We start from the raw sequence: 13,502 nt of genomic DNA on the forward strand, positions 1-13,502 counted from the left end.
GCATGACTACTCAGGGCACCGATGGCGCCATATCCAGGAAACGGCCGGCGGAGCTGGCGCCGGGGGCGGTGATCGCGCAGTCGCTGGACAACGAGTGGGTCAGCGCGCGGTTGACCAAGGACATGATCGAGAAAGGGAAGTCGCTCCGGGACGTCGAGGACATCCGGAGCAAGGAGGCGCGCGCCGAGTATTTCCGCAGCCTCATCAACACCCGGCAGGTGGTGGTCAACCGGGTGTTCTTCTACAACAACCGGGCCGTGAGCTGCGACCTCGTGGAGGGCGGCGCCGCCCGGCGCGCCCATCAGAAGCTGCTCGGCGACGGCTCGCTGGTGCCCTACCTCGTCAACGAGCGCGAACCGGCCGCCCGCCCGCCGAACGTGAGCATCGACGAGGAGGCGTTCACCGCCTGGCAGGAGACCGTCGACGGCATGCCCGCGAGCTCGCGCATCACCTGCGTACGGCTGTCCTGGGAGGACGAGGAGAACCGGGCCGCCACCAGGAACGGCCTCTTCAACCCCTTCGCCGGTCAGGTGCAGCGGCTCACCGCGACGGACATCCCGCTGCTCGCCGCCCAGGTCGGCGTCCCACCGGAGCAGGCCCCGCAGTTCGGTGCGCGGCTCCACCGGCTGGTCGGCTTCAGCAGCGACCGGCGCACGCGTGACCAGCTCGTCTCCCGCAGAGTGCTCTACGACGAGTTCGTGTCCGTGCCCGGCCTGCCGGTGTCGGACGTCCGTTACGACCGGAGCAAACCGTTCGCCGGGGAGATCAAGCAGCTCCTGGACCTCATCTACAACGTCAACCTCGCCGACGCGCTGGGCATGTACCCGCTCACTCCGTCCGGCAGCCTCCGGCGGATCGCCCTCCAGGAGTGGCGGGACGTGCGGACGGCCCCCAGCGGGGTGGTCACCGACCCCGAACAACTGCTGCTGTTCCTGCGGCGGCAGGCGTTCTCCACCGTCCAGGACCGGCTGACACCGGCGGCCGTCGACACCCTGACCCTGGAGGACATCTGGAGCCTGCGGCAGAGCGACGCCTGGCACGAGTACATCGGCGCCTTCGACGCGCTGACCGCCGACCCGGCCGCCTTCCACGACCGGGTGGGCCGTGTCTTCGACCGCTACGTCAAGCTCAACTCCGAGATCGTCCGCATCGCCGCCGGCCGCCGCGCCGGCCGCGCGACGGCCCGTAAGTGGGCCCCCGTCATCGAAGTGGTCGTCGTGGTGGGCGGCGCCGTGTTCAGCGCGATCACCGGGGACGACACCTGGGGCGTCGTGGGGGACGTCGGAGCGGTGTCCGCCAAGGCCGGCGGCTCCGTCCAACTGGTCCTGCGCAACAGGCGGGAGGGGCGCCGCGAGCAGAAGTTCGCCCGGGAGATAGCGTCCGTCCGGTTCGACAGCGCGCGTGAGTGGGAACAGTTCCACGGCATGGTGCGCCAGTTGCCGGGATACCGGGAGCAGCGCGGTTCCAGGATGGCCACCAGCTCCGCCACCGTCCAGGACGACATCCCGGAGTACTGACACCCGTGCGAGAAGAAGCCGCGTCCGCGTACGACCGCCTGCGTGCCGCCCGCCCCGAGCTGTTCGGCAACGACCCGGACGGCATCGACATCCTCCTCGACCCGGACGCCGTCGAGGAGGCGCGGCGGAGCGCCGGCTGCGGTGAGGACGAGCAGGTCGGCGTGGTGTACGCCGACCGGTTCGTCACGCTCGTGCGCGACGCGGTCCGCTTCCCCGGCGGCTCGCTGGGGCTGTACGTACGGATGCTGTCCACCGCCACCGGCCCCGGGGCCGTGATCCTTCCCCTGGTGGGCGCCGACGGCATCGTTCTCGTGGAGCACTACCGGCACGCCACCCGCGCCTGGCACTGGGAGCTGCCGCGCGGCATGGGCCTGCCCGGCGCCTCGGGCGCCGAGACCGCCGCGCGCGAGCTCGCCGAGGAACTCGGCACCTCGCCCCTGGAGCTGATCCCGCTGGGCCGGGTCCATCCGGACAGCGGACTGCTCGGAGACCACGTCGAGTTGTACGCGGCCCGCGTCGAGCGCGTCGGCACCCTCGACGCCGCCGAGGGCATCCGGCGGACGGTCACCCTGCCGTGGCCTGAGGTGGCCACGATGATCGCGGACGGGACCATCACCTGCGGCTTCACGATCGCGACACTGACCCGCGCACGGCTGCGGGGGCTGCTGGGCGGCGGCTTGCCGTGAGGCGACGGGTTCGATGTGCTGGAGTACATCGCGGCCCGCCTCGCGGCCGGGCGGCTCGCCGTCATCGAGAAGACCAACGTCCGGCCGGAGAGCCGTCGGCAGGTCGTACGGCTGGCACGTGAGCACGACGTACTGCCCGTCGCGATCGTCCTGAACATGCCCGAGGACGTCCGCGTCGCCCGCGACGTCTCCCGCCCGGAGCGTGCCGCTCTCCCGTGCTCCGTCATCCAGCGTCACCGGAGGGAACCGCGCGGCTCGTTGGCGCGTGTGGAGCGGGAGGGGTTCCGCGCGGTGCGCGTCCTGCGGGGCGTGGCCGAGGCGGAGTCCGCCGAGGCCGTCCGCGAGCGCCGCCGTACCGACCTGCGCCACCTCACCGGCCCGTTCGACAGCTTCGGTGACATCCACGGCTGCCGCTCGGATCTGGAGACCTCGCTGGCCCGGCTCGGTTACGCCCTCACCCGCGACGAGGCGGGCCGCCCGGTGGACGCCTCGCACCCGGAGGGCGTACGGCCGTCTTCGTCGGCGACCTCGTCGACCGGGGCCCGGACAGCCCCGGCGCGCTGCCACTGGCCATGGGCATGGTCGCCGCCGGATGTGCGCTGTGCGTGTCCGGGAACCACGAGCACGAGCTCGGCCGTTATCTGGAGGGCCGCAAGGTCAAGACCACTCACGGTCCGGCCGCGACGGTCGAGCAGTTCGACCGGGAGGACGAGGGGTTCCGCCAGCGGGTCGGGAGTGCGTCGCATCCCTGTCAGCCACTACGTCCTCGATGGCGGCGCCCTCGTCGTCCGCCACGCCGGGCTGCCGGAGAAACATCACGGTCGTGCGTCCGTCAGGGGCCGCGCGCACGCGCTGTGGGGCGACACGACGGGGGAGAGCGATGAGTACGGCCTTCCGGTGCGGCGTCCGTGGGCCGAGGACCACCGAGGCCGCGCCACCGTGGTCTACGGCCACACCCCGGCTCCCTCGGCCGACTGGCTGAACAACACCATCTGCCTCGACACGGGAGCCGTGTTCGGCGGCAGGATGACGGCCCTGCGCCGGCCCGGGCGCGAGCTCGTGGACGTACCCGCCGAGCGCGTCCGGTGCGAGCCGGCGCGGCCGCTTGCCGCCGGAGCGCCGGGCGGGGTGGATCGCCGTCGCACCGGCCCTGCGCCGTCCTCGTAGCCTCGGCCTCTCCGGGAGGATCGTGCGGCTGCTGGGGGAGCGCGGCAGCACCGCCCTCCCGTGCCGCGTGCCTCGTGGCCCCCGCCGCGGTGGCCGCTGACGGCCGCTGAGGACCCGCCCCTGGGCTCGCGCCGGCCCGGCCCCGCTGCGGGCCGGATGGGTGGTCGCCGTGGTCGTGGCCGCGCTCGCGCTGCTCGCCGCGGTGATGTTCCGTCGTGGTGCGCCGCGTGATCTCGGGTGATCCAGGCCAGGATGGAGGGATGGGATTCCATGTCGACTCCGAGGCCGGACGGCTGCGCCGCGTCATACTGCACCGCCCGGGCCTGGAGCTCAAGCGGCTGACCCCGTCCAACAAGGACGCGCTCCTCTTCGACGACGTGCTCTGGGTGCGGCGGGCGCGCGCGGAGCACGACGGGTTCGCCGACGTGCTGCGCGAGCGCGGGGTGGCGGTGCACTTCTTCCAGGACCTGCTGGAGGAGAGCCTGGCGGTGCCGGGGGCGCGCTCCCATGTGCTGGACCGGGTCTTCGACGAGAAGGAGTACGGGCCGCTCGCCACCGGCCGGCTGCGGGCCGCGTTCGACGGGATGCGGGCCCCCGAGCTGGGCTCCTGGCTGGTCGGCGGGATGACCAAGCGGGAGTTCCTGGAGCGCTACCCGGAGCCGGTCTCGGTGCGCTTCCACGCGATGGACCTGGACGACTTCCTGCTGAACCCGCTGCCCAACCACCTCTTCACCCGGGACACCTCCGCCTGGATCTACGACGGGGTGTGCGTCAACGCGATGCGCTGGCCCGCCCGTTGGCACGAGACCGTGCACTACGAGGCCATCTACCGCCACCACCCGCTGTTCGCGGCGGGCTTCGACCGGGGCGCGGAGGAGAGCGGCTTCCACGTCTGGTCCGAGGGGCAGGCCGCCTACCCGTCCACGATCGAGGGCGGTGACGTGCTCGTCATCGGCGCGGGCGCGGTGCTGATCGGGATGAGCGAGCGGACCACCCCGCAGGCCGTGGAGATGCTCGCCCACCGGCTCTTCGCCACCGGCTCCGCGCGCACGATCGTGGCCCTGGACATGCCGAAGCGGCGCGCGTTCATGCATCTGGACACCGTGATGACGATGGTGGACGGCGGCACCTTCACGCAGTACGCGGGGCTGGGCATGCTCCGCTCGTACACCATCGAGCCGGGGGTGGGCGAGCGTGAGCTCAAGGTCACCGACCATCCGCCGGAGCACATGCACCGCGCGATCGCCGCCGCGCTCGGCCTCGACTCGATCCGGGTGCTGACCGCGACGCAGGACGTGCACGCGGCGGAGCGGGAGCAGTGGGACGACGGCTGCAACGTGCTGGCGATCGAGCCGGGCGTGGTGGTCGCCTACGAGCGCAACGCGACGACCAACACCTATCTGCGCAAGCACGGCATCGAGGTCATCACCATCCCCGGCAGCGAGCTCGGCCGCGGCCGGGGCGGGCCGCGCTGCATGAGCTGTCCCATCGAACGGGACGCGGTCGGCCGGAGCTGAGACTGCACCGCATATGCATGCGATTGATCGTATATACTTCCGATTTCCCGTAGTTGTGAGCTAGGAGCCCATCCCATGGCGACAGACCTCAAGGGACGTCACTTCCTCAAGGAAACGGACTTCACCGCCGAGGAGTTCCGCAGTCTCGTCGAGCTCGCCGCCGAGCTCAAGGCCGCGAAGCGGACGGCCGTCGAGGAGCAGCGCCTCCAGGGCCGGCACATCGCGCTCGTCTTCGAGAAGACCTCCACCCGCACCCGCTGCGCCTTCGAGGTCGCCGCCGCCGACCAGGGCGCCCGCACGACGTACCTCGACCCGGTGGGCTCGCAGATCGGCCACAAGGAGTCCGTCCGGGACACCGCCCGGGTCCTCGGCCGGATGTTCGACGCCATCGAGTACCGCGGCCATGGCCAGGAAGTGGTGGAGGAGCTCGCCGCGTACGCGGGGGTGCCGGTCTTCAACGGACTCACCGACGAGTGGCACCCGACCCAGATGCTCGCCGACGTGCTGACCATGTCCGAGCAGACGGCCAAGCCGCTGGAGCACGTCGCCTACGCCTATCTCGGCGACGCCCGTTACAACATGGGCAATTCCTACCTCATCACCGGTGCGATCCTCGGCATGGACGTCCGCATCGTGGCGCCCGAGGACCTCTGGCCCGCCCCGGAGGTCATCGCCGAGGCCCGGCGGCTGGCCGCGAAGAGCGGCGCGCGCCTCACGCTCACGGCGGATGTCGCCGAGGGCGTGCGCGACGCGGACTTCGTCGCCACCGACGTGTGGGTGTCCATGGGCGAGCCCAAGGAGGTCTGGGACGCGCGGATCGCGCTGCTGGCGCCGTACGCCGTCACCATGGACGTGCTGCGCGCCACGGGCAACCCGGCGGTGAAGTTCCTGCACTGCCTGCCCGCCTTCCATGACCTCGGCACGACGGTCGCCCGGGAGATCCACGAGCGCCACGGCCTGACGTCGCTGGAAGTGACCGACGAGGTCTTCGAGTCGAGCCACTCGGTCGTCTTCGACCAGGCGGAGAACCGCATGCACACCATCAAGGCGGTACTGGTGGCGACGCTGGCGGACTGACCGCGAACCCGAGGGGCGGCCTGAATCCGCGCACCGGGCCGCAGGCGCGATGTCACGGCCCGTGAACGGCCTGTCCGGCGACTGAGGACAACACGGCGAAGCTGTGTTGTGGGGCATGGGGCGGAGCGGGATGCGGAGGCCGGAAAACACCCGCGCCCAGAAGCGGGGGCAGCAGCCCGCCCTATCGCGTACCCGTGACGACAGTCACAGCGCGGTGATAACTTCACGGAGCAGGCACCAGCCCTCTGGCTGAAGGAGTCCGCCCCATGGCCCCGTTCACCGGCTCCGCCCCCCGCACCCGGAAATGGCAGCACCTGCGCCTCGAGGTCGACTCCGGCGTCGCCACCGTCACCCTCTCCCGCCCCGGCAAGCTCAACGCCCTCACCTTCGGCGCCTACGCGGACCTGCGCGACCTGCTGCCCGAGCTCGCGCGCGACGGCGGCGTACGGGCCCTCGTCCTCGGCGGCGAGGGCCGTGGCTTCTGCTCCGGCGGAGACGTCGAGGAGATCATCGGCGCCACCCTGGCCATGGACACCGGCCGCCTCCTCGACTTCAACCGGATGACCGGACAGGTCGTGCGCGCCCTGCGCGAGTGCCCGTTCCCCGTGATAGCCGCCGTGCACGGCGTCGCGGCGGGCGCCGGCGCCGTCCTCGCGCTCGCCGCGGATTTCCGCGTCGCCGACCCCACCGCCCGCTTCGCCTTCCTCTTCACCAGGGTCGGCCTCTCCGGCGGCGACATGGGCGCCGCCTATCTCCTGCCCCGCGTCGTCGGCCTCGGCCACGCGACCCGGCTGCTGATGCTCGGCGAGCCCGTACGCGCGGAGGAGGCCGAACGGATCGGGCTCATCAGCCAATTGACCGAGGAGGGCGGCGCCGCCGCGGCGGCCCGGTCGCTCGCCCACCGCCTCGCCGCCGGGCCCGCCCTCGCCCACGCCCAGACCAAGGCCCTGCTCACCGCCGAGCTCGACATGCCCCTCGCCGCGGCCGTCGAACTCGACGCCGCCACCCAGGCACTGCTGATGAACAGCGCCGACTACGCCGAGTTCCACGCCGCGTTCACCGAGAAGCGGCCACCGGTCTGGCGCGGGCGGTGAGCATGCGGGTCGCGGTCATCGGCGGCGGCCCCGGCGGCCTCGGCGCCGCCGCCCTGCTGAAACGTCTCGCCCCCGACCGCCGGATCACCCTCTGGGAGCGCAACGCCCCCGACGACACCTTCGGCTTCGGGGTCGTCCTCTCCGACGAGACGCTGGGCGGCATCGAGTCCGCCGACCCGGCCGTCCACGCCGCCCTGTGCGAGGAGTTCGTCCGCTGGGACGCCATCGACATCGTGCACCGCGGCCGCACCCTCACCTCCGGCGGCCACGGCTTCGCCGCCCTCGGCCGCCACCGGCTGCTGGAGATCCTCCACGCCCGCTGCCGCGAGCTCGGCGTCGACCTCCGCTTCCGTACCGAGGCGCCGCCCGCCGCCGAACTGGCCCGCTCCCACGACCTCGTCATCGCCGCCGACGGCGTGCACAGCACCACACGCGATTCCCACCGCGAATACTTCCACCCTGCTCTCACCACACACCGCTGCCGCTACATCTGGCTCTCCGCCGCTTTCGCGCTCGACGCCTTCCGCTTCGAGATCGCCGAGACCGAGCACGGGCTGATGCAGCTCCACGCCTACCCCTACGCCCGCCCCACCGGCGACGGACCCGGCGCGAGCACCGTCATCGTCGAGATGCGCGAGGAGGTCTGGCGGCGCGCCGGGCTCGACCGCTGCGACGAGGCCACTTCCGTCGAACGGTGCGGCGCCTATTTCGCCGGCCTCCTCCAGGGCCGCCCCCTGCGCGCCAACCGCTCCGCCTGGACCGCCTTCCGCACGGTCACCAACGCCCGCTGGTCCCACGGCAACACCGTGCTCCTCGGCGACGCCGCCCACACCGCCCACTTCTCCATCGGCTCCGGCACCAAGCTCGCCGTCGAGGACGCCGTCGCCCTCGCCGCCCACCTCCAGGGCGACACCCCGGTCACCGAGGCCCTCACGGCGTACGAGGCCGAGCGCCGCCCCGTCGTGGAGTCCACCCAGCGGGCCGCCCGCGCCAGCCTCGAATGGTTCGAGGACCTCGCCGTCCACGTGGGCCGCCCGCCCCGCAGGTTCGCCTTCGACCTCCTCACCCGCAGCCGCCGCGTCACCCACGACAACCTCCGCCTGCGCGACGCCGACTTCGTCGCCTCGGTGGAGGAGGAGGCGGGCATACCTCCCGGCACGCCGCCGATGTTCACTCCCTTCCGGCTGGGCGGGCTGACCCTGCGCAACCGTGTCGTCGTCTCGCCCATGGACATGTACTCCGCCGTCGACGGCACTCCCGGCGACTTCCACCTCGTCCACCTCGGCGCCCGCGCCCTCGGCGGCGCCGGGCTGGTGATGACCGAGATGGTCTGCGTCAGCCCCCGCGGGCGCATCACCCCCGGCTGCACGGGCCTGTACGCGCCGGAGCACGAGAGCGCCTGGCGCCGGATCACCGGCTTCGTGCACACCCAGGCGCCCGGCACGGCCATCGGCGTCCAGCTCGGCCACTCCGGGCGCAAGGGCTCCACCCGGATCCAGTGGGAAGGCATCGACCGGCCGCTGACGCACGGCAACTGGCCCGTCGTCGCTCCCTCCGCCCTGCCCTACCGGCCCGGCGTCAACCAGGTGCCGCACGCCCTGACCACCGCGGAAATGGCCGTCATCCGCGAACAGTTCGTCCGCAGTGCCGAAGCGGCCGCCCGCGCGGACTTCGACCTCCTCGAACTCCACTGCGCGCACGGCTATCTGCTCTCCAGCTTCCTCTCCCCGCTCACCAATCGGCGCGCCGACGCCTACGGCGGCACCCTCACCGCCCGGCTGCGCTACCCCCTGGAGGTCTTCGACGCGGTCCGGTCCGTCTGGCCCGCCGGCCGGCCCATGACCGTACGGATCTCCGCCACCGACTGGGCGGACGGCGGGACGACCGGCGAGGACGCCGTCGGGATCGCCCGCGCCTTCGCCGCTCACGGCGCCGACGCCGTCGACGTCTCCACCGGCCAGGTGGTCCCCGGCGAACAGCCCGCGTACGGCCGCTCCTACCAGACGCCCTTCGCCGAGCGGATCCGCCACGAGGCGGGCGTCCCGGTGATCGCGGTGGGTGCCATCTCCTCCTGGGACGACGTCAACTCCCTGATCCTCGCGGGCCGCGCCGACCTCTGCGCCCTCGCGCGCCCCCACCTCTACGACCCGCACTGGACCCTGCACGCGGCCGCGGAGCAGGGCTACGAGGGCGCCTCGGCTCCGTGGCCCGCCCCCTACCGCGCGGGCAGCCGGAGGCCGCCGACGGGGCGGGGGACGTAGGCCGCGTCCGCCTCCTATGCCAGAGCCGCGTCCACGAACCGCGCCCCCGCCGCGCGCAGCCGCGCGTGCAGCCCCGCGAAGACGCGCGCGGACCGCACCCCCGGCCAGTCCGCCGGGAGCAGCGACGGCGGCAGCCCCGGGTCCGCGTAGGGGAGCCGGCGCCAGGAGTCCAGGGCGAGCAGGTGGTCGCGGTACGCCTCCTGCGGCGGCACGGTCCGGCGCCGTGCCCACCGGTGGAGCACGGGCTCGTGCGCGGTCAGGAAGGCGCGGTGCCGCCCGGCCAGCGACTCCAGGTCCCACCACCGGGCCACCGCCTCCGCCGTCGGCTCGAAGCCGAGGTGGCAGCCGCGGAACAGGTCGACGTAGGAGTCCAGTTCGAGGCGCTCCAGAGTGTGCCGGGTCTCCTCGTGGACGTGCGCCGGCGCGATCCACACCCCGGGCGCGGCCGCGCCGAAGCCCAGCCGGGCCAGCCGGGAGCGCAGCAGGTGCCGCTTGTGCCGCTCCTCCTCGGGCACCGAGAAGACGGCCAGCAGCCAGCCGGAGGCCGGGCGCGTGGTCGCGCGGCCGTAGATGCGCCGGTCGCCGTCGTCGAGCAGTTGCCGGGCCGCGTCGGACAGCCCGTATCCCGCCGTGCCCTGCGGGGTGCGTCCCGCGACGAGCAGCCCGCGGCGTTTGAGCCGCGAGACGGCGGACCGTACCGAGGGCGCGTCCACGCCCACGGTGGCCAGCAACCGGATCAGTGCCGCGATCGGCACGGTGCGGCCGGCCGGCTGTTCGGCGCGGGTGCGACCGTACGCGCCGTAGAAAGTGACGATGAGGGACCGAGGAGTGTGGGGTGGTTGCTGGTCAGTCACGGGGAAACTGTAAAGCTCCGGTACGCAGTCGGAAGCGCTGGAGCTTGCCGGTGGGCGTGCGGGGAAGGGCATCGTGGAACTCGATCTCGCGAGGGCACTTGTACGGGGCGATCTCCTTTTTGGTGAACTCCCTGAGCTCCTCGGCGGTTTCCGCGGTGCGGGGCACGCCCGGCCGCAGCACCACGTGGGCGATGACGGTCTCGCCCCGCCGCTCGTCCGGCCGCCCGACGACGGCCGCCTCCAGCACCCGCGGGTGGCGCAGCAGCGCCTCCTCGACCTCGGGCCCCGCGATGTTGCGGCCCGCCGAGATGATCATGTCGTCGGCGCGGGCGACGTAGCGGAAGTAGCCGTCGGGCTGGCGGACATAGGTGTCACCGGTGAGGTTCCAGCCGTCCCGTACGTACGCGCGCTGCCGGTCGTCGGCGAGGTAGCGGCAGCCGGTGGGCCCGCGTACGGCCAGCAGCCCCGGTTCGCCGTCCGGCACGGGCCGCCCGTCCGCGCCGACGACGCGCGCCTCGTAACCGGGCACCGGCACTCCGGTGGTGCCGGGGCGGGCGTCCTCGTCGGCGGCGGAGATGAAGATGTGCAGCATCTCGGTGGCGCCGATGCCGTTGATGAGCCGCAGGCCGGTGGCCCGTCGCCAGGCGTGCCAGAGCGCGGCCGGCAGGTGCTCGCCCGCGGAGACGCACCGGCGCAGGGACGAGGTGTCGTACGCGCCCAGCCGGGCGAGCATGGCGCGGTAGGCGGTCGGCGCGGTGAACAGCACGGAGACGCCGTGTCGTTCGATGTCCTCCAGCAGCCGCTCGGGGCCGTGCCAGTCGGCGAGCAGCGTCGAGGCGCCCGCCCGCAGCGGGAAGACCACCAGGCCGCCGAGGCCGAAGGTGAAGCCGAGCGGCGGGCTGCCCGCGAAGACGTCGAAGGGGCGGGGCCGCAGCACCCGCGCGGAGAAGGTGTCGGCGATCGCGAGCACGTCCCGGTGGAAGTGCGCGCAGCCTTTGGGCCGTCCGGTGGTGCCGGAGGTGAAGGCGATCAGGGCGACGTCGTCGGCGGAGGTCTCGACGGCTGCGTACGATGAGGGTTTGTCCGCGGCCAGCCGCAGAAGGTCGCCGGGTGTGCTTCCGCCGTACGGGGTGACCTGTAAGGAGGCCAGGGACGCCCGTTCCAGGTCCGCCAGCGATCCGCTGTCGCACAACGCGTGCCGTATCCGGGCCAGTTCGCAGACGGCCGCCAGCTCCCGCGGGCGGTGCGCGGCGAGCACGGTCACCGCCACGGCCCCCGCCTTCATCACCGCCAGCCAGCAGGCCGCCAGCCAGGGCGTGGTGGGGCCGCGCAGCAGCACGCGGTTGCCGGGCACCACACCGAGGTCGCCGGTGAGCGTGTGGGCGATCCGGTCGACGTTCTCCCGCAGTTCGCCGTACGACCAGACGCCGCCCGTCCCGTCGTGCACGGCGGGACGGTCCGCGCCCAGCCGGTCCGCCGTCGCGTCCAGCAGCTCCGCGCCGCAGTTGAGCCGGGCGGGGTAGCGCAGCGGGGGAGAGTCCGCCAGGTCGAAGCGGAGCACGGGCCACTGGCCGGCGGGCGGGAGGTGGTCGCGGGGGAAGGTGTCGGCGTGGGCCGACGGCTCGAACTCCATCGCCGGAACGCCCCCTCGTGCCGAGGAATGGGATGGACGGGGTCTTGCCAGCCGTACGGATCCGCTGTCAGCGTAGCGAGTCGGTGACGGCAGTCAACACAGCGCGATACGCGACCGAGCGGACCGGGAGGGAGGCGGCCGGTGGCCCCTTCGTTCGCCCTCGACCCGGAACAGCGCGCCTGGTGCGCGGAGCTGCGGGACCTCGCCGCGCGACGGCTGCGCCCCCTCGCCGCCGCGGGCGAGCCCGGCCGCGTCAACCGCCCGCTCGTCGCCGCCCTCGGTGAACTCGGGCTCCTGGCCCGCCTCTTCCCGGCGGACCGGCCCGTGCGCGCCATGGACCTGTGCCTGCTGCGCGAATCGCTGGCCATGGAGTGCACGGAGGCGGAGACGGCCCTCGCCCTCCAGGGTCTGGGGGCCGCGCCTCTCGCCCGGTACGGCAGCGGGGCGCAGCGCGCGCGATGGCTGCCCGAGGTGGTGGCGGGCCGCGCCGTCGCCGCGTTCGCGCTGAGCGAGCCGGGCGCGGGCTCGGACGCCGCGGCCCTGGAGCTGCGGGCCGAGCCCGACGGGCGCGGCTGGCGGCTGACGGGGGAGAAGTGCTGGATCTCCAACGCCCCCGGGGCCGATCTCTGCACCGTCTTCGCCCGCACCGGCCCCGGCGCCCGCTCCCGGGGCATCACGGCCTTCCTCGTGCCCGGCGGCCGGCCGGGCCTCGGCGGGTGCCCGCTGGAGATGCTGAGCCCGCACCCGGTCGGCACGCTCACCTTCGACGGGGTGCGGGCGGAGCCGGAGGACGTCGTCGGGGAGGTGGGCGGCGGCTTCCGCGTGGCGATGGGCACGCTGGAGGTGTTCCGGCCGAGCGTGGGGGCGTTCGCCGTCGGCATGGCCCGCGCCGCGCTGGCCGCGGCCGTGGACCACGCGGGCGGACGGCAGGCGTTCGGCGGCCCGTTGAAGGACCTCCAGGCCGTCTCCCACCAGCTCGCCGAGATGGCCACCAGGACCGAGGCCGCGGCCCTCCTGGTGTACGCGGCGGCGGAGGCCCTCGACGCGGGGGAGCCCGGTGTGGCGGCCCGCTCGGCGATGGCCAAGCTGTTCGCCACGGAGACCGCGCAGTACGTGGTGGACGCCGCCGTCCAGATCCATGGCGCCCGCGCGCTGCGGCGCGGCCACCTTCTCGAACACCTCTACCGCGAGGTCCGCGCGCCCCGCGTCTACGAGGGCGCAACGGAGGTCCAGCGCACCGTCATCGCGAAGGAGCTCTACCGATGAACCCACCGCCCCCGCCGGACCCGGACGCGGCCCTGTGCCGGATCAACCCCGGCGAGCTGTCGCCCCCCTCCGGCTTCACCCACGCGGTGACGGCGACCGGCGGGCGGCTGGTGTTCCTCGCCGGGCAGACGGCGCTCGACGGTGACGGCCGGGTGGTGGCGGGCGGGCTGCCGGAGCAGTTCGCGCGGGCGCTGGCCAATCTCCTCACCGCCCTGCGCGCCGCCGGCGGCGCGCCGCACCACCTCGCCCGCGTCACCGTCCACACCACCGATGTCGCGGCCTACCGCGCCCACGCCGCCGAACTCGGCCGCATCTGGCGCCGGTCGGCGGGCCGGGACTATCCGGCCATGGCGGTCGTCGGTGCGACCCGGCTCTGGGACGAGGCGGCGCTGGTCGAGCTCGACGGCATCGCCGTCCTGCCGTAGCCGGG

The 13,502-nt window shown here is 73.5% G+C and carries 10 protein-coding genes and 1 pseudogene; 9 read left to right on the plus strand and 2 right to left on the minus strand.

Annotated elements, in window-relative coordinates:
- Nucleotides 1-2 precede the first annotated feature (2 nt).
- The 7 genes and pseudogenes from ACH427_RS19600 to ACH427_RS19630 all read left to right on the plus strand — a co-directional run bounded on the left by ACH427_RS19600 (nt 3) and on the right by ACH427_RS19630 (nt 9,319).
- On the plus strand, nt 3-1,517 hold the full coding sequence (locus tag ACH427_RS19600) for a hypothetical protein (protein ID WP_398870763.1): 1,515 nt from the start codon (nt 3-5) through the stop codon (nt 1,515-1,517).
- A gap of 5 nt (nt 1,518-1,522) precedes the next feature.
- Complete coding sequence (locus ACH427_RS19605) at nt 1,523-2,203, plus strand: NUDIX hydrolase (RefSeq protein WP_398870764.1); 681 nt, start codon at nt 1,523-1,525, stop codon at nt 2,201-2,203.
- A pseudogene (locus ACH427_RS19610) lies at nt 2,204-3,343 on the plus strand (metallophosphoesterase); the annotation flags it as partial.
- A gap of 287 nt (nt 3,344-3,630) precedes the next feature.
- On the plus strand, nt 3,631-4,887 hold the full coding sequence (locus ACH427_RS19615) for an arginine deiminase (RefSeq protein ID WP_398870765.1): 1,257 nt from the start codon (nt 3,631-3,633) through the stop codon (nt 4,885-4,887).
- A 75-nt stretch (nt 4,888-4,962) separates the two neighbouring features.
- A complete protein-coding gene (gene argF, locus ACH427_RS19620) occupies nt 4,963-5,964 on the plus strand; it encodes an ornithine carbamoyltransferase (RefSeq protein ID WP_398870766.1) in 1,002 nt (333 codons plus the stop codon).
- Nucleotides 5,965-6,230: 266 nt separating this feature from the next.
- On the plus strand, nt 6,231-7,058 hold the full coding sequence (locus tag ACH427_RS19625; protein ID WP_398870767.1) for an enoyl-CoA hydratase family protein: 828 nt from the start codon (nt 6,231-6,233) through the stop codon (nt 7,056-7,058).
- A 2-nt stretch (nt 7,059-7,060) separates the two neighbouring features.
- Nucleotides 7,061-9,319 (plus strand): bifunctional salicylyl-CoA 5-hydroxylase/oxidoreductase, encoded by a 2,259-nt coding sequence (locus tag ACH427_RS19630; RefSeq protein WP_398870871.1) that lies wholly within the window; start codon nt 7,061-7,063, stop codon nt 9,317-9,319.
- Nucleotides 9,320-9,333: 14 nt separating this feature from the next.
- Here ACH427_RS19630 and ACH427_RS19635 read toward each other — a convergent pair whose 3' ends face one another.
- Together ACH427_RS19635 and ACH427_RS19640 are read right to left on the minus strand one after the other, a co-directional pair.
- Nucleotides 9,334-10,173: a PaaX family transcriptional regulator C-terminal domain-containing protein gene (locus tag ACH427_RS19635; RefSeq protein ID WP_398870768.1), complete on the minus strand. Its 840-nt coding sequence runs from the start codon at nt 10,171-10,173 to the stop codon at nt 9,334-9,336.
- A complete protein-coding gene (locus tag ACH427_RS19640; RefSeq protein ID WP_398870769.1) occupies nt 10,166-11,806 on the minus strand; it encodes an AMP-binding protein in 1,641 nt (546 codons plus the stop codon). The genes ACH427_RS19635 and ACH427_RS19640 overlap by 8 nt, the downstream gene beginning before the upstream one ends.
- Before the next feature lie 141 nt (nt 11,807-11,947).
- On the opposite strand from ACH427_RS19640, the gene ACH427_RS19645 reads away from it, so the two are divergent.
- Together ACH427_RS19645 and ACH427_RS19650 are read left to right on the plus strand one after the other, a co-directional pair.
- Complete coding sequence (locus ACH427_RS19645) at nt 11,948-13,072, plus strand: acyl-CoA dehydrogenase family protein (RefSeq protein WP_398870770.1); 1,125 nt, start codon at nt 11,948-11,950, stop codon at nt 13,070-13,072.
- Nucleotides 13,069-13,497 carry a RidA family protein gene (locus ACH427_RS19650; protein WP_398870771.1) on the plus strand — a complete coding sequence of 143 codons (429 nt, stop codon included), beginning with the start codon at nt 13,069-13,071 and terminating at the stop codon, nt 13,495-13,497. The genes ACH427_RS19645 and ACH427_RS19650 overlap by 4 nt, the downstream gene beginning before the upstream one ends.
- The last annotated feature ends 5 nt before the right edge of the window (nt 13,498-13,502 follow it).

Source organism: Streptomyces sp. NPDC020379 (assembly GCF_044387105.1).
Classification (GTDB): domain Bacteria; phylum Actinomycetota; class Actinomycetes; order Streptomycetales; family Streptomycetaceae; genus Streptomyces.